The sequence below is a fragment of the Streptomyces sp. NPDC127106 genome (assembly GCF_042677605.1).
Classification (GTDB): domain Bacteria; phylum Actinomycetota; class Actinomycetes; order Streptomycetales; family Streptomycetaceae; genus Streptomyces.
In genome coordinates this window covers 70,514-92,704 of record NZ_JBHXTC010000005.1, presented here as the reverse complement: position 1 = coordinate 92,704, position 22,191 = coordinate 70,514, and the positions used below count along the sequence as shown (strand labels likewise).

The following is a 22,191-nucleotide window of genomic DNA, read 5'->3' as shown; positions in this document are numbered from 1 at the left end:
GGTTCAGCGCTCCTCGGCGATCGGTACGCGGGACGGGGTGGGGGCGGTGGCGGAGCGGCAGGGGTGGCCGGCGTCCGGTGTGGTGCCGTCCTCCCAACGCACGCTCAGGATCTGCAGCTCGCGCCCGGCCAGGAGTTCGACGTCCGTGGCCCGGTCGCAGCGGGGGCAGGCCAGCCGGGGCGGCATGCCGGTCGGCCAGTCGGCGGTGCAGGACCGGCAGCGGGCGCGGGCGGGTACCGGCTCGGTTTCGAGCGCGGAGCCTTCGAGGAGGGTTCCGGCGCAGGCGAGTTCGAAGCAGAAGGCGAGGGCGGCGGGCACCACGCCGGCCAGCTCCCCGACCTGGAGCCGGACCGTGGTGACGGTGCTCGCGCCGGCGGCCTCGGCCGCTTCCTCCACCTGGCCCACCACGGCCATGGCGATCGACATCTCGTGCATGGGACTCCGTCCTGCCGGGCCTCATTAGACCCGCGGGCGGGGTGCGGTACGGCCGGGCGCGCCGGAGCGCGGGGCGGGCCGTACGCCATTCGGACGCGAACGGGCCGCGGGACCGGGCCTTGATGCGGTCCCGCGGCCGTTCCGCGGTCGTCCCGCGGTCACATGCGGCGGATGCGCAGGTAGCGCTGGAGGTCGGGCAGGACCGCCTTCAGCACCAGCAGGGCGAGGACGGCGGCGGCCCAGCCGCCGATCATGGTCTTGTTCGCGCTCATGGTCTTCTCCTCAGTTGGCGGCGACGCCCGGTTCGTCCTGCGGCGTCTCCTCGTCCTGGTGGTGCACGAGGTCCAGCACCATCCGCGCGGCCCCGTCGACGGCGGCGGCCACCGGGGGGCTCAGGCCGATCCCCTCGTCCAGGCTGCCGGGTTCGCAGCCGACGACCCAGATGCGCCGGGGCGGGGCGGCCCCGGTTCCGGCGCACAGCGTGTCGAGCAGGGCCAGGACGGCGTCGGGGGACATCTGGTGGCCGTCGAGCACGGCGGCCTGCGGGGCGACGGGCCCGTCCCCGGTGGCCTCGATCAGGTACAGCGTGCCGGGGGCTCCGCCGCGGGCGGTGGCGTCGATCAGGACGAGCGTGTCGTAGCCGTCGAGCAGCCGGTAGGCGAGGTGGACCCCGCGGATGCCGATGTCAGCGGTCTCCACGCCGTCGGGCAGCGGGACTCCCGGCCCGTTCAGCCGCCGTACGGTCTCGACGCCGAAGCCGTCGTCGCCGAGGAAGACGTTGCCGATGCCGGCGACGAGGGTCCGGCGGCTCACGCGTCCTCCAGGGGGGTGACCTCGTCGGGCTGGAAGTACAGGAAGCGGCCCTGCTCGCGGCGGATGTCGGCGCCCGGGTCGCCGTCCACGGTGACGGCGAGGTGGACCCCGCCGTCGACGTCGCGGAGCACGGCTTCGACGAGGGCGGTGCGCCCCTGGAGGAACAGGTCCTGGGCGTCGGTGCGCCGCAGGCCCGGCCGCAGCAGCACCCGGCTGCCCGCGCCCACGGCCGCCCCGTCGACGGTGACGCGGTCGCGGGCCGGGTCGGCGGGGTCCGCGTGGGCGGGGTCCCACCAGGGGGTGTCGGGGCGGAACACGGCGTCCCCGTCGGGCGGTTCGGACAGGGAGTCGGGGCCGGGCGGTGGGGCGGCGGCACCGGGTTCGGTGATCTCGCGCAGGGCCCGGACGGCGCCGTGCAGGCGTTCCAGCACCTCGGGGGGCATGGTGTCGGCCAGGTCGATCACGGCGGCCGCACGGGTGTCGGTGCCGCGCGCCTCACGTTTCTCCTGCTCGGTGAGGGCGGCCGTGCGCAGGGCGAGGATCTCGTCGATCTCGGTGGCGTCGTACATGGCCCCGGCGCTCTCGGGGGCGATGCGGGGGTGGTCCTCGAGGATGATCGGGGAGGAGAGGACCACGTCGGCGCGGCCGTTCCCGCCGGCGAGCACCGGCCAGGTGTGCCGGTTGTCGCAGTCGGCGACGACGGCCCGGGCCCATTCGGGCGGGTCGGTCATCGACAGGAAGGATCCGGCGCTGAGCCCGAGCAGGAGGTGCGCCGCGACGAGCGAGCGCGCCAGGGCGGCGTCGCGGTCGGCCTCCTCGTCGGGTGGGGTCCAGTCGGCGGTGTTCTCGACGACCGCGGTGAGTTTCAGCGCCCGGTACGGCACGTCCAGGGGTGCGGCGTGCAGGCGCAGTACGCCGTCGATGCGCTCGGTGCGCCGCACCAGGCGGCCGACGGGGCGTCCGTCCGCGTCGAGGACGGGTTCGGTCTCCACGCGGGCGGGCCGGGTGAACGGCAGCGACACCTCGCCGGCCTCCAGGTCGGCGACGCGGACGCTCATCTGGACCCGCTCGTCGCGGCCCTCGTCCCAGGGGACGAGGACCCGGTCGGGCAGGTGCAGTTCGGGCACGGCGGCGAAGGACCCGTCGGCGCGGGCCTCCTCGACCGTACGGCGCTGGGCGTGCAGGAAGCGCAGTTCGACGGCGACGGAGGCGTCGCCGCGGGGTTCCGCCACGAGTTCGGTGCGCTGGCCGGAGTGTTCGCCGTGCCGGGGACCCCAGGCGGGCGGGACCAGGACGCCGAACTGCCAGCGCATCCGGTTCTTCGCGGCCGAGGCGCGGTACGGGTAGAGGACGTAGCCCTCGAACAAGACGGCGTCGGCGACCTGGCGGGCGGGGGCGAAGCGGGACGCGGGCACCGCGGCCGTGGTCGTGGTCATGGCGCGGTCCTCCCGGTGGCGCGCGGCAGGACGGCGCCGGCCCAGGCGGGGTCCCGGGGCGGCGGCTCGGCGGCCCGGGCCGTGTCGAGCAGGGCCCGTACGGTCTCCTCCCAGGAGGCGAGGGCGTGGCGGGAGCGGTAGGCGAGCAGGTCCGCCATGGTGTCGCGGGGCAGGCGCAGCCAGCCGCAGCCGGGGAAGTGCTGCTCCATCATCTCCCGCCACACGGTGACGGGCAGCCGGTAGGAGGCCTCGTGGTTCCAGGGCACGGGTTCGACGTGGAAGCCGCCCGCGCCGGTGAAGGCCGTACCGGAGAACAGCATCAGCAGGGGCGCTTCGCCGTCCTCCAGGGCGGCGAGGTAGCGGCCGGTGGAGATGTCCGTGTCGTAGCTGCACGGCACGGCCACGTCGGTCTCGGTCTCGCCGGTGAAGCCGGGGACCATGACCGCGACCTGGGCGAGCTGGAGGGGGTGCAGGGTGCTGCCCCAGCGGGAGCGGTCGCCGAACAGGTCGTGGAGGGCGGCGGCTTCGGCGGGCCCGTAGTCACGTCGGGCGGGTTCGATCCGCAGCTGGCAGCGCAGGGCGAGGGCGTGGACGCGGGTGCCTCCGGAGGCGGTGATGCGCAGCCGGAAGACGAGGGTGGGGCCGGCCGCGTACGGGTCGGCGCGCACGCCGGTGACGGTGAAGGCGAAGTCGGTCACGACGGCCCCTCCTGCCCGTCCGGCCGGGGCGCGGGCAGTGCCCGGGCGCGCTGCTCGACCTCGGCGAAGAAGGCGGTGAGGGCGGCGCGGGCCTCCGCGCCGCCGTCGAAGCCCTGCCACAGCAGCCGCATCCGGCCCACCAGTTCGTAGCAGATGTCGATGGGGACGAGGTGGCACTCGGTGCGGTCCCGGGTGCGGCGCAGGAGCAGTGCCTCGACGTCGGGCTCCAGCATCGCGGCGAGCCGGCCGGTGCCGAGGACGGTCTGCCAGGTCTGCGGGTCGAGTTCGCTCTCGGTGGCTCCGGCGGGACTGGGGTAGAGCGCGACGAGCCGGTCGAGTGCGGCGTTGCGGAAGAAGAACGCGACGCCGACCGGGATCCGCAGCCGTTCCCAGGCGCTGTCGTCGAGCCGGTGGGCGGGGTCGGTGAGGTAGCGGTCGGGGACGGTGCGGTACCGCCCGGCGCCGGCTCCCGGGCGGTCGAAGAGCAGGGCGCAGGGGATGCAGGCGCAGACCAGGGCCCGTTTCTCGGTCTCCACCAGGTGCCGGTGGCCCTGCTCGGCGACCGGCACCCCGCACAGTTCGCAGGCTTCGGGGCGCGGCGGGCGCGGCCCGGTGAAGCGCCGCAGGCCGGGCACGGCGGTGCGGGCGGCCCCGGGCACGGACACCGGCGGGGGTACGGACACCGGCGGGGGCGCGGCAGCGGCCCGGGGGCGGGCCGGGCTCACGGTACGTGGGCCGGGGTCGGCGGCCGGGTGCCGATCTGCAGCAGGGCGGGCGCGGGGGCCGCGGGGGCCAGTTCGACCGAGGTGACCTCGGGGGCCAGGCAGGCGACGGCGTCCTCGACGCTCTGCCGGGCCGCGTCCGCGTCCGCGTTGCCCGCGCAGCCGCAGCCGGTGGCCGGGCGGGCGGCGGAGCGCAGCCGGAGCGTGCCGGTGGCCTCGTCGAAGCCGATCAGTTCGACGGGGTCGGGTACGGACTCCAGCGCGCGGGCGATCCGGGTGCCGACGTCGTCGGGGTGCAGGTCGTGCAGGGCGAGCAGGCCGGCGACCAGGTCGTCGCCGAGCATGCGGGTGAGCGCGCCCGCGCCGAGGCGCTCCACGATCCGGGCGAGCCCGGCGCCGTAGAAGTCCATGAGCACGCGGACGAGTTCCTCGGCGGCCGCGCAGGCCTGCCGGTCGCCGGAGGCGGCCAGCCGGTCGAGGACCTCCTCGACGCGGCGGCCGGCCTCCCGGGCGTCGATGACGGTCGTGCTCATCCGCCCAGCCCGCTCAGGCCGGTGGGGACGTGCATCGACTTCACGGTCTTGCCGCCGCCGACGTACATGTGGACGCCGCAGGGCAGGCAGGGGTCGAAGCTGCGGACGGTGCGCATGATGTCGATGCCCTTGAAGTTCTCCGGGGTGTTCTCCTCGAAGATCGGGGTGTTCTGGACGGCGTCCTCGTAGGGGCCGGGGGTGCCGTAGGAGTCGCGGACGCTGGCGTTCCAGGGGGTCGGCGGGTACGGGTGGTAGTTGGCGATCTTCCCGTCGCGGATGACCATGTGGTGGGAGAGGACGCCGCGTACGGCCTCGGTGAAGCCGCAGCCGATGGACTCGTCCGGCACCTCGAACTTCTCCCAGGTCTGGGTGCGTCCGGCGCGGACCTCGGCGAGCCCCTTCTCGGCGCAGTGCAGGGCGATGGCGGCCGCGTACGCCTGGAAGTACGTGCGGGCGCGGTTGCGCTCCAGCGCGTTGCTCCACTGCGGGATCTTCCACTCGAAGGTGGTCTCCGGCTTGGTCATGGTGCGCGGCAGGTTGATGACCACGCTGTGGCCCGTGGCCTTGACGTAGCCGACGTCGACGAGCCCGGACAGGGCGGTGGACCACAGGCGGGCGATGGGGCCGCCACCGGTGTCGAGGGCGAGGTGCTCGGTGCCGTCGAACCAGCGCGGGGACATGACCCAGCTGTACTTGTCGTCGAAGTTCCGCTTCTGCGGGGCGGGGATGGTGTGCTGGTTCCAGGGGTGGCGGGGGTCGACCGGGTTGCCGAGCGGGTCGTGGCGGACGAACTGCTCCTGGCCGGCCCAGTCGTCGTAGTACGAGCTGCCCAGCAGGATGCGGATGCCGAGGTTGATCTGCGTGAGGTCGTTGGTGACCAGCTTGCCGTCCACGATGACGCCCGGGGTGACGAACATCTTCCGTCCCCAGTCGGTCATGTTGGCGTACGTGAAGTCGCAGTACTCGGGGTCGTTGAGGGCGCCCCAGCAGCCCAGCAGGACGCGCCGGCGGCCGACTTCCTCGTAGCCGGGCATGGCCTCGTAGAAGAAGTCGAAGAGGTCGTCGTGCAGCGGCACGACGCGCTTCATGAACTCGACGTACCGCATGAGGCGGGTCATGTAGTCGGTGAAGAGCTGGACGGAGGCGATGGTGCCGACGCCGCCCGGGTAGAGCGTGGAGGGGTGCACGTGGCGGCCCTCCATCAGGCAGAACATCTCGCGGGTGTAGCGGCTGACCTGGAGGGCCTCGCGGTAGAACTCGCCCTCGATGGGGTTGAGCGAGCGCATGATGTCGGCGATGGTGCGGTAGCCGTGCTCGGCGGCGTGCGGGGCTTCGGTGCGCTCGGCGAGGTCGAGGACGCCGGGGTTGGTCTCGCGGACCATCTTCTCGCAGTAGTCGACCCCGACCAGGTTCTCCTGGAAGATGTTGTGGTCGAACATGTACTCGGCCGATTCGCCGAGGTTGATGATCCACTCGGCGAGGTGGGGCGGCTTGACCCCGTAGGCCATGTTCTGGGTGTAGACGGAGCAGGTGGCGTGGTTGTCACCGCAGATCCCGCAGATGCGGCTGGTGATGAAGTGCGCGTCGCGGGGGTCCTTGCCGCGCATGAAGACGCTGTAGCCGCGGAAGACGGACGAGGTGCTGTAGCACTCGGCCACCCGCTTCTGCTTGAAGTCGATCTTCGTGTGGATGCCGAGGCTGCCGACGATCCGGGTGATCGGATCCCAGGCCATCTCCACCAGGCCGCTGCCGTCGCCGGCCGCCTTCGTCTTCGGTGTCATCGTGTCTGCCGTGGCCCTTCTGGGAGCGGGTTCGGGGGCGGGAGCGTGAGGGGGCGGGAGGGAGCGTGAGGCGGGCGGGAGGCGAGCGGGAGGCGAGCGGGGCGGTGCGGGGGCGCCGGCCCGGGCGGGGCGGGCCGGCCGGGCCCGGCCGGGTCACCAGGGCGGGCGGTACCCGGTGGTGATCTTCCGGCCCGTGTGGCGCCACTTCGGCTCCTCGTCCACCGTGTGCAGCGTGACCGCACGCAGCTTGCGGATCAGGGCGCCGTACGCGCCGCTGGCCTTGGTGGAGACCGTGGCACCCGGCGGCTGGTCCATGAACGGCATGAACTTGTCGGGGAAGCCGGGCATGGTGCAGGCGATGCAGATGCCGCCGACGTTCGGGCAGCCGCCGATGCCGTTCATCCAGCCGCGCTTGGGGACGTTGCACTTGACGACCGGGCCCCAGCAGCCGACCTTGACGAGGCATTGGGGCGAGTCGTACGACTCGGCGAACTGGCCCTGCTCGTAGTACCCGGCCCGGTCGCAGCCCTCGTGGACGGTGTGCTGGAACAGCCAGGTCGGGCGCAGCTTGTCGTCCAGCGGGATCATCGGGGCGGAGCCGGCCGCCTGGTAGAGCAGGTAGGTGAGGGTCTCCGCGAAGTTGTCCGGCTGGATCGGGCAGCCGGGCACGCAGACGATCGGGATGCCGGCCTTGGAGGTCCAGTTCCAGCCCAGGTAGTCGGGGACGCCCATGGCTCCCGTGGGGTTGCCCTCCATCGCGTGGATGCCGCCGTACGTGGCGCAGGTGCCGATCGCCACCACGGCGAGGGCTTTCGGCGCCAGCCGGTCGATCCACTCGCTGGTGGTGATGGGCTGGCCGGTCTCCGGGTTGTCGCCGAAGCCGCACCAGTAGCCCTCGGGCTTGATCGTCTCGTTGGGGACGGAGCCTTCGACGACGAGGACGAAGGGATCGATCTCGCCGCGCTCACCCTTGAAGAACCATTCGATGAACGTGTCGGCGCCGCCGACCGGGCCGCATTCGAAGTCGATGAGCGGCCAGTGGACGGCGATCTTGGGCAGGCCGGGGAGGGCGCCCGTGACGATTTCCTCGATGCTCGGCTGCATCGCGGCCGTCAGGGACACCGAGTCGCCGTCGCAGCTCAGTCCGGCGTTGATCCAGAGGATGTGGATCGTGGGGTCCTCTACCGTGCTCTGCGTTCCAGCAGCCATGCGGATCGCTCCTTGGGCGGGGATGCGGGAGGGGGTCCTGCGGGGACGGGAACGGCCGCGGGGGAAGGTCTGCGGCCGCCCCCACCCTTCTTGCTAGCAGCCGGCCGGGCCGGCCGCCCTGTCGGACTGGGCCGGTGCAGTGATTCCGGGCCGCCGCCCGGGGGTCGCGGCGGTACGCCGCCCCTGGGTGGGCCGGGCGAGGTGCGCAGGGGTCCCGTCCAGGGTCTCCTTGCGGACGAAGGCCCTGCGCAGCGCGTGGTAGGGGGCCTGCGGGTCGAAGAACGCCTCCCGCATCCGGGCGAGTTCGGTCTCGCGGTAGGCGGCGAGCGGGCGCAGCGTCTCGTCGACCTCGCGGCGGGCCTTCTTGCCGACGGTACGGGACCGGGTGCCGGGCCAGTCGGCCAGCCGGACGGCGAGGCGCGCCGTCTCGTCGGCGAAGGCCTGCGGGGCGCAGTCGATGGTCCGGTCGGCCAGTCCGAGGCGGCGGGCGGCCTCGGAGCCGACGGGCAGGGCCTCGCTCATGAGGCGCTGTGCGACGCCGGTGCCGGTCCGGCGGGGCAGGGTGTAGGTCCAGTACTCCGAGCCGTGGAGGCCCATCAGCCGGTAGTGCGGGTTCAGGACCGTCCCGGACCGGAGCCAGACCTCGTCGGCGGCGAGGGCGAGCATGGCCCCGCCGGCGGCGGCGTTGCCGCCGACGGCGGCGACGACGAGCCGGTCGGTGGTGGTCAACACGGCTTCGACCAGGTCGTCCATGGCGTTGATGTTGGCCCAGGACTCCTCGGCCGGGTCGTCGGCGGCCTCGATGACGCCCAGGTGGATGCCGTTGGAGAAGAAGTCGCGGCCGCCGCCGAGGACGAGGACGGAGGTGGGGCGGGAGCAGGCCTCGCGGTAGGCGGCGAGGAGGCGGCGGCAGTGCTCGGTGCTCATCGCGCCGCTCGGGAAGGAGAACGACAGGAAGCCGGCCTCGCCGTCCTCCCGGTAGCGGATGTCGGACCAGGTGCGGGGGCCGGCCCCGGTGCCGGGGTCCGGTGGGGCGGGGATCTCGGGCAGGGCGGGCAGCCGCCCGGCGAGGGCCAGGGTGGCGGGGAGTTTGACGGGGGCCGGCTCGCCGGGGACGCGCCCGGCCCGCAGTTCGGGGATCCACACGGCGCCGTCGGCGGTGGCCCGGCAGATCGCGCCGGCCCGGGTGGCGAGCAGTTCGCCGGGGCGGCCGCGCAGCCCGTCCTCCGGGTGGCCTCCGTGCAGGTACCACCGGCCGCCCAGCAGCTCGTCGAGGACGCCGGGCTGCGAGTCGGCGGCGCGCAGGGTGCGTACGACGCGGTCGGTGGAGTCGTGTGCCCAGTCGATCCGGCGTTCCTCCTGGCGCAGGTACGGCAGGGCGCGGCCGGACGACTGGGGCTCGGGGACGTGGGTGCCGGAGGCGAAGCGGTCGACGGCCCGGAGGAGGGCGGTGAGGGCGGCGTCGGCGACCTCGCCGCGGTAGGCGTCGCTCTTGCCGACGGGCGGGAGCGTGCAGTCCGCGGTGGCCCAGACGGGGCCGGCGTCCAGCTCCGCGTCGGCCTGGAGGACGGTGACGCCCCAGGTGTCCGCGCCCTCGCTGATGGCCCGGTCGAGCGAGGAGGGGCCGCGGTCTCCGACGGGGCCGGGGTGGACGACGAGGCACACGTGCCGGGACCAGACCTCGCGGGGGATGGCCGTCTTCAGCATCGGGGCGACGACCAGGTCCGGCCGGTACCGGTCGACGGCGTCGGCGAGGCGGGTTCCGGGCAGCACGAGCTCGACCGCCACGCTGTGCCCGCGGTCCCGCAGCTCGGCATGGACCCGCTGGGTGAGACTGTTGAACGCACTTGCGGCGAGCAGGATGTGCACGGGTTCTCCGAAGCGTCCGGCCCGACGATCGCGGGCAGCCGGAACGGTTCCGGCCATCTGCGATCGTCGGCGACGGGCGTGCGCTGCCCGGTGAGACGTACGCGTGGTGTCACCCGTACGGGACGGCCCGCACGGCCACCTGGTGGAGGGCGGCCGGGGTGCGGGGGCGCGGGCGCGGGAGGAGGCGGGGCGCCGCGGGGTGACCGCATCGCCACGGACCCGGGCTCCGCCCGAGAGCCCGCGGATGCTCCTCTTCTCGACCGCCGTGGCGGGTGGTGCGCGTCACCCCTGGGTTCGAGCTGGTTGGCCGGATATCGCCCGTACTGCGGTGTTACCCAGGCGTAATGTCGGCCGTATGAGTGACACGAGTGAAACGAGTGACACAACTGGTGTGCTGTCGACGGGCGGAAGCGGCGCTCGCTCCCGCCGCACCGTCCTGAGGGCCGCCGTGGCCGGCGCCGGCGCGGTCGCAGCGGTGGGCGCGGGGGCCACCGCCGCGGAAGCCGCCTCCCGGCCCGCGCGCCCGGTCACCTTCGTCATGGTCCACGGCTCCGGCAGCAACTCCTACGGACTGGCGACATGGGTGGCCGAGCTGGGGCTGCGCGGCCACCGCGCGGTGGCGGTCGACCTGCCCGGCCACGGCCCCGGCGCCTACTTCCCGCTCTCCTACCAGTCGCCGCAGGACCTGGAGGCGCTGCGCACGGAGCCCTCCCCGCTGGGCAAGGTGACGCTGAAGGACAACGCCGACCACGTGGAAGCGGTCGTACGGCGGGCGCGCCGCAACGGGCCGGTGGTCCTGGTGGCCCAGAGCATGGGCGGGGCGACCGTCAACGCGGTGGCCAACCGGATCCCCGAGCTCATCGACCACCTGGTGTACGCCTCGGCGTTCTGCCCCGCGAAGCGGAAGTCGGTGCTGGAGCTGATGACCACTCCGGAAGCGGCCACCAGCATGCTCTTCCGGATGACCGGCGTGCCCACCCCGCCGGAGCTGGGCGTCAACCGGGTCAACTGGCGCTCCAACGACCCGAAGTTCTTCGCGGCCTGCAAGGAGGCGCTGGGCTCCGACTACACCGACGCCGAGGTCCGGGCGCTGATGAACACCCTGGAACCGGACGAGTCCGCCGCGATCTCGGTCTCCGACGCGCGCGGCCTGCCGGAGCGCTGGGGGCGCATCCCGCGCACCTTCCTCAAGTTCACCGAGGACCGGGCGATCCCGCCGGCGCTCCAGGACCTGATGATCCGGGAGGCCGACGAGTTGACCCCGGGCAACCGCTTCCGCGTGCGTCCGCTCGCCGCCCCGCACGCCGGGCCGCGCGACCCGGCGGTGGTGGCGGGCGAGCTGGAGCTGGTGGCCCGGCTCTGCCGCTGAGCCGGACACGGCCGAGGGGGCCGGACGGGAGCAGGGCGGGTCAGCAGCCCGGGGCTCCCGTACCGCCGCGTTGCGGCAGGCTCAGGTTGGGCGCGGAACTCGGCCAGGTCAGGGCCGCCGTCCTCGTGGTCCCGTCCGCGTTGATCTGCACGATGGGGATCGGCTTGCCGACCGGGTTCCCGTCGTTGCCGAAGGACAGCCACCCGCTGGCTCCGGGCAGCATCTGCGCGCAGTAGAACTGGTGCAGGATGCCGGTCAGCAGGCCCGGGTTCTTCACTCCCGCCCCCTCGCGCCGGGCCGCGCTGACCGCGGCGGCGACGGCGTCGTGCGTGAGCATCGCCTGCCCGCTGGCCAGGCTCACCGGCTCGAAGGCCAGCGGCGGCTGCGCACCCTGCGTGGTGGCCAGGGGCTGCTGCGTGCACGGGTCGGGGCGCCCGGTGAACGCCGACCAGAACTGGTCGTAGTTGCGCTTGGCGTCCGACCCGGGGCACTCGGTCCCCCACCCCTCCGGGCTGGCCAGCGCCGTGAACGCCACCGTGACCCGGCCCGAGGCGATGCCCTTGAGGACCACGTCGTCGCGGATGGCCTCGGAGGCGTCGTCGCCGACCAGGATGTGCAGCTGCCCGATGCCGCAGGGCGCCCCCTGCACCCAGGTCTGGACGAAGGCGCCCAGGTCGCGGCCGCGCCCGGCGAAGTACACGGTGGACGGAGCGGCCTGGCACAGGTTGGCGTGCATCAGGTTGAACTGCTGCACCAGGTAGTCGTAGCGGCCCGCGCCGCTCGGGATGTCGCGGGGCGAGGTGTACGGCAGCACGGTCACCGTGCGGTCCGGGGCCTGGAAGCGGACCTTGGCCTCGGCCGCCAGGGTGGCCGTGTAGTCGTCGCCGTCGACGCCGTCGGCGACCACGGCCATCGAGGTGACCGCCGGCTTCAGCCCCGACACGTACTGGTTCGCCGCGATGACCGTGTCCGTGTTGGTCGGCGAGACGCGGAACATGTCGGGGATCAGCTTCCTGCCCGTCGGATCGGCCGGGTCCAGGTTCATCGAATTGCCGGTGATCGTGGAGCCGATGACCGGGATGTGCAGCTGCGCGGAAATGGCGGCGGCGGCCCGCCGGGTCTGCTCGGTGGACTGGCCGAGGCCGACGACCGCCGAGATGCGCTCGGACGTGGCGTACTGCTTGACGCTCTCCACCGCCCGCTCCCAGGACCCGTACCGGCTGCCCATGTTGGCCAGGTAGAGCTTGACGCCGGGCCTGCTGCCGTACGCGGCGGTGTTGTTCGCCCGCCAGACGGCGGTGATCGCACCCTCGATGTTGTGGTAGAGCGACTCGTAGGTCAGCGTGTCCACGTCGTGCACGGGCGACAGGTTCAGCATCAGCACGACACTGGTGGACTCCCCCGTCACCGTGTTGTTGGCGGCTCGTATCTGCTTCTGGAGCGCGCGCATGCGGTCCGGATCGTCCTTCGTGAACGGCTTGCCCTCGATGTTCACCCCGACGCAGGCCAGCGGCTCGCCGGCCACGGTCATCCCCTTGCCGCACGACAGTTCGGGCCGGTCCAGGTAGCGGTAGAGCTCGCTGCCGCCCACGACGGCTCCGGCCAGGACGAGGAGGACGACGACCACGGACACCACCGGATGGCGGCGCCACCGGACGAACCGGGGAATGCGTACACCTGCGGGCATGAAGGACTCCTAGCGGTGCGCGCGGCCACGCCGACGCGTGGCGCGGAAGGATCAGGCGAAGCGGGCGCCGGCCTGCTGGAGGGCGCTGACGTCGAGCAGACGGGAGTTGTGCGCCAGGCGTTCGAAGCCCTCTTCGATCTGGGCGTCCCATCGCCGGTGGCGTTCGGTGAGCGGGTCGTTGTACAGCCACAGCAGGGCCAGGAGCTTCGCCGTGGCCACCGAGACGACGTCCCGGCCGGTCCGTTCGATGCCGTCGAGGAGGAGGGCGTACGCCTCCTGCGCGGTCTGCTGGTGGACGAGGCGGCAGGGAGCCGACGCGAGATAGTCGAGGAGCCGCACCCAGGCCCGGTGGTCGCGGTCGAACCGCTGGGCGAGCGCTTCGGCGACCGGCGGGAAGTCGCCCAGGGCCAAGGCGTAGAAGAGCTGCTGTTCGTCGCGGGCGACGGCCGAGCCGTTGTGGGCGGAGGTCAGGGAGGCCAGTGCCTGGGCCTGCCGGCTGAACACCTCGCGCCACGGGTCGGCCGGGGCGTCCCGGCCCGGCCCGGGCGGGGCCGCGGGTGGGGGAGCCGGCGCGGTCGCGGGCGCGGCGGCCAGGGCGGTGAGGGCGCAGCGGCCCAGCCAGGGGTGCAGGACGGGGGGCCGGTCTGCCTCGCCCCAGCCGACCTCCCGGATGAGGGAGGGGCGGTGGAAGAAGGTGCTGACCCACAGGTTCCGGCGCAGCAGTTCCAGGCTGCGCGGCAGGTCCGCTATCTCGGGCGGCACGCGGGGGTCGTCGGCGGTGCGCATGTCCGCGAGGTAGGCCGCGGCGAGCACGACGGGCGGCGCGCCGGTCCACTGCCGGCCGGGCGCGGCGAGCCCCTCGGGGAGGCTGCCCTCCAGGGCCCGCGACCACAGGGGTCTTCCGCTCGCGTCGACGGCGGCGGGCAGGGGTCTGTCCCGTTCGACGCCGTCCGCGTCGGGTGGGGCGGAGGCGCGCTGGTCCTGCAACGTGAGGGCGGCTCCCCAGTGGCCGCCGGTGAGGGCGTGCGCGACGGACGCGGGGACGGGCGCGGCCAGCGAGCCGCCGCCGTCGGCGACGTCCGCGACGCGGTCCTCGGACATCGGGTCGAGCCAGACCGGGTACCAGTAGGGGGCCGCCGAGAGCGGGTCCGGGCCGCCGCCCGGCTCGTCCTGCCGGGTCCACACCGCGCGCGTGGCGCGGGACAGCAGCGGGATCCGGCGCTGCGGGCTGCCCGGCAGCGGGGTGGTGCGCCAGGGCTCGCACCAGCGGGCGGTCCACTCCGGCTGCCACTGGTCGCAGGCGGCGAGGACGACGAGGGGGTCCGCGGCGCCGAACGGTCCCGGCGCGTGCTGCTCGTTGCGGATGCGGGCGGCGACGAGGGCGGTGAGGAAGTGGCGGCCGGCCGGGGTCTGGGCTCCGTCCACGAACAGCACCCAGGCGTGGTCGTGCCGGCCCCGCGCGGGCTCGGCCGCCGGGATCTCGCAGGAGCAGGCCGAACGCAGGGCCGGGTGCCGCTCCGCCTGGTCCTTGGCGTCGGCGAGGAAGGCCGCCAGCAGCGGTGCCACCGCCGCCGATCGGGAGGCGGAGCTGAGCCGGATCAGGGCGTCGACGTGGCCCGCGTCCTCCGCCTCGGGGATGCCGACGTGCCAGCGCAGCGCGTCGCGCAGGCCCCAGCGGGCGGTGCTCTGGAGCAGCGATCCGATCACGGGCCGGGCCCCGTCCCGTACCGCACCCGCCACCTCGCGGGGGCCCTGGACGAGCGGGCTGAGCGCGCCGGTGACCACCACGTCCATGGTGGCGTCCACGGCACCTTCCAGGCGGGAGGCGAAGCGGCCGCGGCGGGTGTTGCGCGTGTAGTGCCGGATCAGGTCGCGGATCTGCTCCGTGGCGCGGGCCCGGTCCGGCTCCAGGTCCTCGTTGAGCGCGAGCAGCCCCAGGGCGAAGCGGTGGAACACCGGGCTGCGGCGTAACGTGTCCCAGCCGCGCATCATCTGGAACGCGACCAGGGCCGCCGCGGACACCGGGTCCAGCGGGGTCTCGTGGAAATCGAGGTGGGCGTGGACCACCGTCGATCCGCAACCCTGGGACAGGGAGCGCAGCATGCTGGACTTGCCGGACTGCCGGGGCCCGAGCAGGGCCACCACGGGCTGCCGCTGGTCCGGATAGCGCCAGATCATGTGCCGCAGGAACGCGTCCGTCCCCTCCGTACGGCCGAGCTCCGCCGTTGCGCCCCTCATGCCCGCCCCCCGACTCATCGATACGCGCCCACCGACGACACGGAAGGTAACACCAGGAGGACGAGGAGCGACGGCCATACCGTGGATCCGTTGTGCTGCCGCGGCCGTCCTGTTGCGGATCTTCGGCCGATATCCTGCAACCGCGCCGCCCGCGCAGGATCCGGGCGGCGGTAGGAAACGTGACACACGCGATGTTCCGGGCCGCCGTGCGCGGCCGGAGAGGGAGCCCCGATGGACGTGCAGCACTTCGAGCGGATCACCGCCTTCATCGAGGCGCGGCTCACCCCGCTGTTCGACGAGGCGACCGGCAGCGAGCGCGGCTTCGCGATGGACGACACCTCGCGCGCGCTGCGGGCCCTGCGCAACGCGGTGCTGGAGGCCTCCGCGGTCAAGGGGCTGCTGGAGAAGCGGGCCACGGCCGACGCCGCCCTGGGCCGGGTCATCGACCAGTCGGTGGAGCACCACTGGGACGTGCTGCGCGGGATCGCCCGGCAGTGGGAGGACCACGCCGACTTCCTCAAGGACTTCAAGCGCCACGCGTGGGAACTGGAGGCGGAGCCGGCCACCGTCGCCGCGGAGGGCTGAGCCCCGGGAAGGCGGCGCCCGCGCACCCCGGAGCGACAATGGGTGTGTGGTCCGGCCTCCGAGGGGCAGGAGACGACGATGAACGGCTCGGTGCCCATCGGGCGGGTGGTCGGAGTACCCCTGCGGATGCACTGGAGCGTCCCGCTGCTGGTGGTGCTGTTCGCGTACGGGCTCGGCCGCCAGACCCTGCCCGCCTGGACGCCGGGGCAGTCCCGCACCGTCTACACCGTCGCCGCGGCGGTGGGCGCACTGCTGCTCCTGGGCAGTCTGCTGCTGCACGAGACCGCGCACGCGGCGACCGCCCGCAGGAAGAACATCTCCGTCGAGGACGTGACCCTGTGGGCGCTGGGCGGCATGACCCGGATGGGGCGGCCGCAGAGCGCCGGGGTGGCCTTCGTGGTGGCCGTCAGCGGGCCGGTCGCCAGCCTCGTCATCGGGGGAGCCGCGCTCGGTGCGGGCTTCGGGCTGCACACGCTGACCGGCTGGGCCGTGCCCGCGGCCGTCCTGGTGTGGCTGGGCTGGACGAACCTGTTCCTCGGGGTGTTCAACCTGCTGCCGGCCGCACCCCTCGACGGCGGGCGGGTGCTCCAGGCCCTGCTGTGGTGGCGCACCGGCGACCGGGAGCGGGCCGAACGCGCGGCCTCGCGCAGCGGCCAGGTCTTCGGCGTGCTACTGGCGGCCTTCGGCTGGATCTCCTTCCTGCGCGGCTCCCCCGGCGGGCTGTGGCTGGTCCTGGTGGGCCTGTTCATGGCGGTCGTCGCGGGCGCCGAACGGCGCAGCTCGGAGATGCGCGCGGCACTGGAGGGGGTGCGGGTGGCCGACGCCATGTCGGCGCCGGTGGTCACCGGGGCCGACTGGCTCGCCGTGCCGCGGTTCATCGACGAGGTGGCGCTGGAGGCACGGCACTCGGTGCTGCCCGTCCTCGACTTCGACGGCCGGCCGAGCGGGATCGTGCACATGGGCCGGCTCGCCGCGCTCCCCGCCGCACAGCGGGAGGAGCTGCGGGTGCGGGACGTCGCGACCCCGCGCGAGCGGTGCACGGTGGCGGCTCCGGGCGATCTGCTGACGGAGGCGCTGGAGGGGCTGCGGCCGAGTGCCGGGCTGCCGATCCTGGTGCTGGACGGGGAGCGGCTCGTGGGGATCCTGACGGCGGCGGACATCTCCCGGATGCTGCGCCGGCACGCGCTGGGCGGGGGTCGGGAATCGGGCTGAGCAGGGACCGCGACGCTCGCCCCGGCCGTTCTCCGCTACTCGTCCTCGCTAGTCGCCGATGCGCAGGAGGGCGAGGGTGATGTTGTCCGGGCCGCCCGCCTCGATCGCGGCCCGCCACAGTTCGTAGGCGGCCTTGCCGTCGTCGTGCACCCGCAGCAGCTCGCCGAGCTCCTCCTCCGGCACGGCGTCGGTCAACCCGTCGGAACACACGAGGAAGCGGGCCCCCGGGGCGACGGGCCGCGTCGAGACGTGGGGCGTGATGCCGGTGCTGTGGCGGGCGCCACCGATGGCCTGCGTGAGCAGGGACGTCGTGCGCTGCCCCGGCGCCAGGGGCGGGTTGTCGTCCACGCTCACCTGGAGCAGGTCCTCCTGCGTCGCGTCGAGGACCCGGCTGTCGCCGACGTTGAAGGAGATCAGCGACTCGGCGAGGACGACGGCCCCGGCGACCGTGGTGCCCATGGTGGCCAGTCCCGGATCGCTGTCCGCGGCCGTGTACACCGCCTGGTCGCACATCGACAGCGCCTCCCGGACAGCGCCCTCGCTGGCCAGGGCGGGCCCGAGCGCCGCGAGCTGGCGCACGACCAACGCGCTGGCCACCTCGCCGGCCGGCTGCCCGCCGATCCCGTCGGCGACCGCGACGACGAGGGGCTCGCCGAGGGGGAAGACGAACGTCTGCGGGTTGCGGGTGACGGTGGCGCACAGCGTCCACGGTCCTACGACGAGGCTGTCCTCGTTGTGGTCCCGCATCAGCCCGGAATGGCTCAGCGCGCTCACGGCTATGTACGGCATAGCACCACCATTGTCCCGCCGCGGGCCCGCTGCCACCCCGGCGGCCGGAGCGACCGGGCGGGGGGCGACCGGACTGACGGGGCAGGTCGAGCTGAGCGGGCTTCGCGGCTAGGGACGCCGACGGGGCTTGCCGCCCTTGGCCCCCCTGGCTCCCGTGCCGGCTCCCGCGCCCTTGGCGCCGCCGATTCCCTTGCCGCCCTTGGCGCTGCGGGTCCCCTTGGCACCGCCCGCGCCGGCGGTCCCGCCGCGCGGGTTCTTCCCGGCCTTCGCCTCGGAGCGGCCCCGCTGCTTCGGCTGCGCCGCGGCGGCCGGCTGGGGGCCGCGGGTGCTGTTGACCGTGCGGCCGCGGACGATCCCGATGAAGTGCTCGACCAGGTCGGTGGTCTCGTCCTCCAGCCACGAGAGCGCGACCCGCGACGCCGGGGCGTCGGTGACCGGCCGGTAGGTCAGGTCCTTGCGGTGGTGCAGGCGGGCCAGGGACTGCGGGACGACGAGGACGCCGATGCCGGCCGCGACCAGTTCGACCGCGTCGGCGGTCGTCGCCGGGCGCTCGAACGCGGGACGCCCGGGAAGGGCCTCCCAGCCGAGGGTGTCGTCGAGGGGGTGCAGCACGATCTCTTCGGCCAGGTCCTCGGTGGTCACCTCGTCGACGGCGGCCACGAGGTGGTCCTTGGGGACGACGACCACGGTGGTCTCGGTGTAGAGGGGGATCGCGGACAGGCCGGTGCGGTCCATGGGCAGCCGCACCAGGCCCGCGTCGGCGCCACGGTCACGCAGGGTGTCCGGAGCCTCGCCGGCGGACACCTGGAGGAGGGTCAGCGGAACGTCGGGCAGGCGCTCGTTCCAGATCCGTACCCACTTGCCGGGGGTCACTCCGGGGACGTACGCGAGCCGGAACGAGGGAGAGAGCGGGGGGTGTGCTTCCGAGCCTGTCACCCGGCCAGGTTACCGGGCGTGGTCAGGAGTAGCGCACGCGCTCGATATTCTTGTCGTCATGACGTCGCACAAGACCACCCAGACCATGAAGCCCGCCACCGCGGCGAAGAAGCTGGGTGTGTACCTCGAAGCCACCCCCGCGGAGTTCCAGGAGGGTGTCGTTTCCCGCAGCGAGCTGAACGCGCTGCAGACCGACCCGCCGGAGTGGCTGCGGGAGCTGCGACGCAACGGCCCGCACCCGCGTCCGGTGGTCGCGGCCCGGCTCGGCGTCTCCATCGCCGGACTCGCCCGCGGCGGGGTCACCGAGGCCCTCACGACCGAGCAGATCGACGAGATCAAGCAGCAGAACCCGGAGTGGCTCCAGAAGGAGCGCGCCACCCAGGCCGACGTCCGCAAGGAAGCGGCCCGCATCAAGGAGCGGAACGCGGAGCGCGCGGCGCGCCGGGAGCAGTCCGAGGCCTGACCACCGCACACCCCGGCACCGCACTCGCACCTCACTCGCACCGCCCTGACACCGGGTGCGCCGGAGCAGGCCCGGCGCACCGGTGCACATCCCCCGCTCAAACGCGGTTCCGCTACGGGGCCCCGGCGTGGCGCCCCCATGCCCTGGGCAGCCCTTCCGTGTGATCTCGCAACTCCTCGCACGGTTCCGCCGCCCCGCCGCGGCCACACCCGTGTTCACGGCCGATTTCAGCTCGACGACCCAGTGGGTCGCCGGACGGTCCTGGGCCTATCCCAACGGCGGACCCATCAACCCCGGCGACAACAAACTCGACTACCTCACCCCCGACCCCACCTACAGCCGCAGCGGCACCTTCCGCGCCACCCGCCGTCCGGACGGCAAGTGGGACGCCGGCCTGCTCACCACCGAAGGAAGCCGGGACGGCTTCCTGCTGCGCGCGGAGGACGTCATGGAGGCGCGCGTCCGGCTCCCGGAGGAGATAGGCGCCTGGCCGGCGATCTGGACTTGGCGGGACGGAGGCCAGGAGGTCGACGTCTTCGAGTACCACCCCGACAACCCGGACCTGCTGGAACTGTCCAACCACGTGCGCGGCGGCGGCTCGCACTACTACCGCAACCCGGCCGTGGAGCCGGGCGGGTGGGTGGACCTCAAGGTGAGGTTCGGCACCCGGTCGGTCGTCTGGTGGGTCAACGGCACCCGCGTGTACGCCGACCGCAGCGGCGTCGGCCGGCGCTGGCGCGCGTACATCATCGTCAACCTGTCGGTGTGCGCCGGCCGCTACCACCCCGCTCCCGAACCGGGGGTGAACGAGATGTCGTACGAGGTCTCGGACCTCCGCGTCTACCGCTCCTAGCCGCGCCGGGCGGGGGCCGAGGGGAAGGGTCTCGTACAGACCCCGGTCGCCTCGCCGCCCATGGCGGAGGTCGCCACACCCGGCCCGGTGAGAGTGGTGTCCGCCGCCATGGGCGCGGGCCCGGGGCCCTTCCTACTGTTCGGGCATGACGAGCCAATCTCCTTTCCTGCGGGGACGCGTCGCGCTGGTGACGGGCGGCGGCAGCGGCATCGGCCGGGCCTGCGCCGTCGCCCTCGCGGAGGCGGGGGCCGAGGTCCGGGTCGCCGATGTCCGCGAGGAGTCCGCCAGGGCCGTGGCGGCCCTCGTCGGCGGGCGGGCACACGTCGTCGACCTCGCCGACCCGGCCGCCGTCGGGGAACTGCCCGCCGCCGTGGACGTCCTGGTCAACAGCGCCGGGCTGCAGCACGTGGCCCCGATCCCCGAGTTCCCGGGGGAACGCTTCGCCTTGATCCAGCAGGTGATGGTCACGGCACCGTTCCTGCTGCTGCGCCGGGTGCTACCGCACATGTACGGGTCCGGCTGGGGCCGGGTGGTCAACATATCCAGCGTCCACGGGCTGCGCGCCAGCGCGTACAAGTCCGCCTACGTCGCCGCCAAGCACGGCCTGGAAGGGCTGAGCAAGGTCACCGCGCTCGAGGGCGCCCCGTACGGCGTGACGAGCAACTGCATCAGCCCGGGCTACGTCCGCACCCCGCTGGTCGAGGCGCAGATCGGGCAGCAGGCCGCCGTCCACGGCATCAGTCCTGACGACGTGCTGCACGACGTGCTGCTGACGCGGTCCGCCATCAGGCGCCTGATCGAGCCGGAAGAGGTGGCGGCGGCCGCCGTCTGGCTGTGCGGGCCGCACACCGGACACATCACGGGCACCTCCCTCCCCATGGACGGCGGCTGGACGGCGACCTGACGGATCACCAGCGGTTTTCGGAAAGACGAGCGTTCACCTCTTGGGCGGAAGAAATTTCCTACCGACCAGTAGACATGGCACGTGATCTTGCCGATTCTGGCCGCGTACATGCCAAATCCGCCACCACGAGGAGCGCCCCCACATGCGCAGCACCCGTATCCGTACCCGCACCCGTATCCGTACGCTTGGCACCGCGACCGCCACGGCAGCGGCCACCGCCGTCCTGCTGCTGGCCCCCGCCGGCACCTCCCAGGCGGCCCCGGCCGCCGCCCCGGCCGCCGCCCCGGCCCCGGCCGCCCCGGCCGCGGCGACGGCGTCCGCGCCGGGTGGCAACGCGGCCATCCTGGGCATCGACTACGGCACCTGGAAGCGTGACGTGGCCGCCGTGATGGCCACCGCCCGCCCGTACGTCGAGCAGCGCATCGCGCAGTCGCCGGCCGGCGAGAAGACCGCGATCGTCCTCGACATCGACAACTCCTCGCTGGAGACGGACTTCCACTGGTTCTGGACGTTCCCGACCCCGGCGATCTCCGAGGTCCGCGACCTGACCCGGTACGCCAACGAGCGCGGCGTCGCCATCTTCTTCGTCACCGCCCGCCCCGGGATCATCGGCTCCCTCACGGAGCACAACCTCCGGTCGGTCGGCTACCCGGTGTCCGGGCTGTACGTGCGGGACCTGCCCGACCTGTTCGACGAGGTCAGCACGTACAAGACGAGCAAGCGCGCCGAGATCGAGGCCCGCGGCTACAAGATCATCGCCAACATCGGCAACAAGCAGAGCGACCTGGTCGGCGGCCACGCCGAGCGCACCTTCAAGCTGCCGGACTACAACGGCAAGCTCTCCTGAGCCCCGGCCGGCCCGGGCGTGCACCCGCAGGACGCGCGCCCGGGCCGGCTGCGCGCCCGGGCCGGCCGCACCGCCTCAGGAGTGCTTCGTGATGCGGACCGACGCGATGCGGCCGGCGGCGTCGAAGTCGATCTCGGCGGCGTCGCCGCCCGGGAGGTCGGCGGTGATGCGGTGGCCCTCGTCCCGCCGGGGTACGCCGTGGTGGTCGAAGTACCCGGTCACGACGTGCCGCGGCGAGCGGCCCACCAGGCCCGCGCCGGTCAGCAGGAGGCGGGGCAGGGCCACCGGGTCGAGGGCGGCCCGGGGGACCTGCGGGTCGTCCGGGAGGAAGTAGACCTGCGTGGCGGGCCCGGCTTGGAGGCCGAGGTACCCCGGCGCTCCGGCCACGCCCATTCCGGCGAACGCCAGCGTCTCCGCCGCGCGCCGCGGGTCGGCGAAGCCGGACAGGTCGACGGTCCCCTCGGTGAACTCGGCGATCCCGCGGTCGCGGCCGTACCGCTCGATCGCCTCGGTGAGCGCCACGACCTCCGTTCCGCGCAGTCCGGGGTTGGCCCAGCCCCACATCCAGGTCCGGTCCTCCATGTCGTAGGTGCCGAGGACGGCGATCCGCAGTTCCAGCCCGCCCTGCCGGTACGTGCAGCCCGGTAGGTCGGCGGTCCAGTCGTCGGCCGGCAGGAACGCGGTCAGGGCTTCGAGCTGGGCCGCGCCCCACGCCGCGTGCCGTTCCACTTCCAGCAGGAACGCGTCGCCGAATTCGTTCATAGTGATCATGGCCATGACCCTACGCGGCCGGGCCCGGGGTGCGGCGGTGG

Annotated in this window: 22 protein-coding genes; 7 read left to right on the top strand and 15 right to left on the bottom strand. The window is 73.6% G+C overall.

Annotated elements, in window-relative coordinates:
• Nucleotides 1-3 precede the first annotated feature (3 nt).
• The 10 genes from ACFVGY_RS07470 to ACFVGY_RS07425 all read right to left on the bottom strand — a co-directional run bounded on the left by ACFVGY_RS07470 (nucleotide 4) and on the right by ACFVGY_RS07425 (nucleotide 9,496).
• Nucleotides 4-435 (bottom strand): hydrogenase maturation nickel metallochaperone HypA, encoded by a 432-nt coding sequence (locus tag ACFVGY_RS07470; RefSeq protein WP_385672490.1) that lies wholly within the window; start codon nucleotides 433-435, stop codon nucleotides 4-6.
• Nucleotides 436-593: 158 nt separating this feature from the next.
• Nucleotides 594-707: a DUF6893 family small protein gene (locus tag ACFVGY_RS07465; RefSeq protein ID WP_385672487.1), complete on the bottom strand. Its 114-nt coding sequence runs from the start codon at nucleotides 705-707 to the stop codon at nucleotides 594-596.
• A gap of 10 nt (nucleotides 708-717) precedes the next feature.
• Complete coding sequence (locus tag ACFVGY_RS07460; protein ID WP_385672484.1) at nucleotides 718-1,248, bottom strand: hydrogenase maturation protease; 531 nt, start codon at nucleotides 1,246-1,248, stop codon at nucleotides 718-720.
• On the bottom strand, nucleotides 1,245-2,684 hold the full coding sequence (locus tag ACFVGY_RS07455; RefSeq protein ID WP_385672481.1) for a hypothetical protein: 1,440 nt from the start codon (nucleotides 2,682-2,684) through the stop codon (nucleotides 1,245-1,247). Before ACFVGY_RS07455 ends, ACFVGY_RS07460 begins: the two co-directional genes overlap by 4 nt.
• Nucleotides 2,681-3,382 (bottom strand): DUF6084 family protein, encoded by a 702-nt coding sequence (locus ACFVGY_RS07450; RefSeq protein WP_385672478.1) that lies wholly within the window; start codon nucleotides 3,380-3,382, stop codon nucleotides 2,681-2,683. The genes ACFVGY_RS07455 and ACFVGY_RS07450 overlap by 4 nt, the downstream gene beginning before the upstream one ends.
• On the bottom strand, nucleotides 3,379-4,041 hold the full coding sequence (locus ACFVGY_RS07445) for a DUF5947 family protein (protein ID WP_385672852.1): 663 nt from the start codon (nucleotides 4,039-4,041) through the stop codon (nucleotides 3,379-3,381). The genes ACFVGY_RS07450 and ACFVGY_RS07445 overlap by 4 nt, the downstream gene beginning before the upstream one ends.
• Before the next feature lie 62 nt (nucleotides 4,042-4,103).
• Nucleotides 4,104-4,637 carry a hypothetical protein gene (locus ACFVGY_RS07440; RefSeq protein WP_385672474.1) on the bottom strand — a complete coding sequence of 178 codons (534 nt, stop codon included), beginning with the start codon at nucleotides 4,635-4,637 and terminating at the stop codon, nucleotides 4,104-4,106.
• Nucleotides 4,634-6,418, bottom strand: a complete 1,785-nt coding sequence (locus tag ACFVGY_RS07435) for a nickel-dependent hydrogenase large subunit (protein WP_385672471.1) — start codon at nucleotides 6,416-6,418, stop codon at nucleotides 4,634-4,636. Before ACFVGY_RS07435 ends, ACFVGY_RS07440 begins: the two co-directional genes overlap by 4 nt.
• A 153-nt stretch (nucleotides 6,419-6,571) precedes the next feature.
• The gene (locus ACFVGY_RS07430; protein WP_385672468.1) at nucleotides 6,572-7,627 is read right to left on the bottom strand and encodes a hydrogenase expression protein HypE; all 1,056 of its coding nucleotides are present in this window, start codon (nucleotides 7,625-7,627) and stop codon (nucleotides 6,572-6,574) included.
• 93 nt (nucleotides 7,628-7,720) lie between these two features.
• Complete coding sequence (locus ACFVGY_RS07425) at nucleotides 7,721-9,496, bottom strand: hydrogenase maturation protein (RefSeq protein ID WP_385672466.1); 1,776 nt, start codon at nucleotides 9,494-9,496, stop codon at nucleotides 7,721-7,723.
• A gap of 355 nt (nucleotides 9,497-9,851) precedes the next feature.
• Between ACFVGY_RS07425 and ACFVGY_RS07420 the strand changes: the two genes are divergently transcribed.
• Nucleotides 9,852-10,865, top strand: coding sequence for an alpha/beta hydrolase (locus ACFVGY_RS07420; protein ID WP_385672463.1), 1,014 nt, complete (start codon nucleotides 9,852-9,854; stop codon nucleotides 10,863-10,865).
• A gap of 40 nt (nucleotides 10,866-10,905) precedes the next feature.
• Here ACFVGY_RS07420 and ACFVGY_RS07415 read toward each other — a convergent pair whose 3' ends face one another.
• The gene (locus ACFVGY_RS07415; RefSeq protein WP_385672460.1) at nucleotides 10,906-12,552 is read right to left on the bottom strand and encodes an ABC transporter substrate-binding protein; all 1,647 of its coding nucleotides are present in this window, start codon (nucleotides 12,550-12,552) and stop codon (nucleotides 10,906-10,908) included.
• Between the two features lie 51 nt (nucleotides 12,553-12,603).
• Nucleotides 12,604-14,790, bottom strand: coding sequence for a hypothetical protein (locus ACFVGY_RS07410; RefSeq protein ID WP_385672458.1), 2,187 nt, complete (start codon nucleotides 14,788-14,790; stop codon nucleotides 12,604-12,606).
• Between the two features lie 231 nt (nucleotides 14,791-15,021).
• On the opposite strand from ACFVGY_RS07410, the gene ACFVGY_RS07405 reads away from it, so the two are divergent.
• Nucleotides 15,022-15,375, top strand: a complete 354-nt coding sequence (locus ACFVGY_RS07405; RefSeq protein WP_385672455.1) for a hypothetical protein — start codon at nucleotides 15,022-15,024, stop codon at nucleotides 15,373-15,375.
• Between the two features lie 78 nt (nucleotides 15,376-15,453).
• Nucleotides 15,454-16,587: a site-2 protease family protein gene (locus ACFVGY_RS07400; protein WP_385672453.1), complete on the top strand. Its 1,134-nt coding sequence runs from the start codon at nucleotides 15,454-15,456 to the stop codon at nucleotides 16,585-16,587.
• A 48-nt stretch (nucleotides 16,588-16,635) separates the two neighbouring features.
• Here the strand turns inward: ACFVGY_RS07400 and ACFVGY_RS07395 are convergent, their stop codons facing one another.
• On the bottom strand, nucleotides 16,636-17,376 hold the full coding sequence (locus tag ACFVGY_RS07395; RefSeq protein ID WP_385672450.1) for a PP2C family protein-serine/threonine phosphatase: 741 nt from the start codon (nucleotides 17,374-17,376) through the stop codon (nucleotides 16,636-16,638).
• Between the two features lie 108 nt (nucleotides 17,377-17,484).
• Complete coding sequence (locus tag ACFVGY_RS07390) at nucleotides 17,485-18,312, bottom strand: LysR family substrate-binding domain-containing protein (RefSeq protein ID WP_385672447.1); 828 nt, start codon at nucleotides 18,310-18,312, stop codon at nucleotides 17,485-17,487.
• A 58-nt stretch (nucleotides 18,313-18,370) separates the two neighbouring features.
• Between ACFVGY_RS07390 and ACFVGY_RS07385 the strand changes: the two genes are divergently transcribed.
• The 4 genes from ACFVGY_RS07385 (at nucleotide 18,371) to ACFVGY_RS07370 (ending at nucleotide 21,379) form a co-directional block, all read left to right on the top strand.
• Nucleotides 18,371-18,775 (top strand): DUF5997 family protein, encoded by a 405-nt coding sequence (locus tag ACFVGY_RS07385; protein ID WP_385672446.1) that lies wholly within the window; start codon nucleotides 18,371-18,373, stop codon nucleotides 18,773-18,775.
• Nucleotides 18,776-18,935: 160 nt separating this feature from the next.
• Entirely contained in the window at nucleotides 18,936-19,628 is a 693-nt protein-coding gene (locus tag ACFVGY_RS07380; protein WP_385672443.1) for a beta-glucanase, read from the top strand.
• Between the two features lie 145 nt (nucleotides 19,629-19,773).
• Nucleotides 19,774-20,532, top strand: a complete 759-nt coding sequence (locus ACFVGY_RS07375; protein WP_385672440.1) for a 3-hydroxybutyrate dehydrogenase — start codon at nucleotides 19,774-19,776, stop codon at nucleotides 20,530-20,532.
• A gap of 142 nt (nucleotides 20,533-20,674) precedes the next feature.
• On the top strand, nucleotides 20,675-21,379 hold the full coding sequence (locus tag ACFVGY_RS07370) for an HAD family acid phosphatase (protein WP_385672438.1): 705 nt from the start codon (nucleotides 20,675-20,677) through the stop codon (nucleotides 21,377-21,379).
• 75 nt (nucleotides 21,380-21,454) lie between these two features.
• On the opposite strand, the gene ACFVGY_RS07365 is transcribed toward ACFVGY_RS07370, so the two are convergent.
• Nucleotides 21,455-22,150 carry a DUF6882 domain-containing protein gene (locus ACFVGY_RS07365; protein WP_385672435.1) on the bottom strand — a complete coding sequence of 232 codons (696 nt, stop codon included), beginning with the start codon at nucleotides 22,148-22,150 and terminating at the stop codon, nucleotides 21,455-21,457.
• Nucleotides 22,151-22,191: the final 41 nt, after the last annotated feature.

Coding starts and splice junctions, on each gene's coding strand:
- ACFVGY_RS07470 (WP_385672490.1), bottom strand. CDS start 435: ATGCACGAGATGTCGATCGCCATGGCCGTGGTGGGCCAGGTGGAGGAA.
- ACFVGY_RS07465 (WP_385672487.1), bottom strand. CDS start 707: ATGAGCGCGAACAAGACCATGATCGGCGGCTGGGCCGCCGCCGTCCTC.
- ACFVGY_RS07455 (WP_385672481.1), bottom strand. CDS start 2,684: ATGACCACGACCACGGCCGCGGTGCCCGCGTCCCGCTTCGCCCCCGCC.
- ACFVGY_RS07440 (WP_385672474.1), bottom strand. CDS start 4,637: ATGAGCACGACCGTCATCGACGCCCGGGAGGCCGGCCGCCGCGTCGAG.
- ACFVGY_RS07435 (WP_385672471.1), bottom strand. CDS start 6,418: ATGACACCGAAGACGAAGGCGGCCGGCGACGGCAGCGGCCTGGTGGAG.
- ACFVGY_RS07430 (WP_385672468.1), bottom strand. CDS start 7,627: ATGGCTGCTGGAACGCAGAGCACGGTAGAGGACCCCACGATCCACATC.
- ACFVGY_RS07420 (WP_385672463.1), top strand. CDS start 9,852: ATGAGTGACACGAGTGAAACGAGTGACACAACTGGTGTGCTGTCGACG.
- ACFVGY_RS07415 (WP_385672460.1), bottom strand. CDS start 12,552: ATGCCCGCAGGTGTACGCATTCCCCGGTTCGTCCGGTGGCGCCGCCAT.
- ACFVGY_RS07410 (WP_385672458.1), bottom strand. CDS start 14,790: ATGAGGGGCGCAACGGCGGAGCTCGGCCGTACGGAGGGGACGGACGCG.
- ACFVGY_RS07405 (WP_385672455.1), top strand. CDS start 15,022: ATGGACGTGCAGCACTTCGAGCGGATCACCGCCTTCATCGAGGCGCGG.
- ACFVGY_RS07400 (WP_385672453.1), top strand. CDS start 15,454: ATGAACGGCTCGGTGCCCATCGGGCGGGTGGTCGGAGTACCCCTGCGG.
- ACFVGY_RS07395 (WP_385672450.1), bottom strand. CDS start 17,376: ATGCCGTACATAGCCGTGAGCGCGCTGAGCCATTCCGGGCTGATGCGG.
- ACFVGY_RS07385 (WP_385672446.1), top strand. CDS start 18,371: ATGACGTCGCACAAGACCACCCAGACCATGAAGCCCGCCACCGCGGCG.
- ACFVGY_RS07375 (WP_385672440.1), top strand. CDS start 19,774: ATGACGAGCCAATCTCCTTTCCTGCGGGGACGCGTCGCGCTGGTGACG.
- ACFVGY_RS07370 (WP_385672438.1), top strand. CDS start 20,675: ATGCGCAGCACCCGTATCCGTACCCGCACCCGTATCCGTACGCTTGGC.
- ACFVGY_RS07365 (WP_385672435.1), bottom strand. CDS start 22,150: ATGATCACTATGAACGAATTCGGCGACGCGTTCCTGCTGGAAGTGGAA.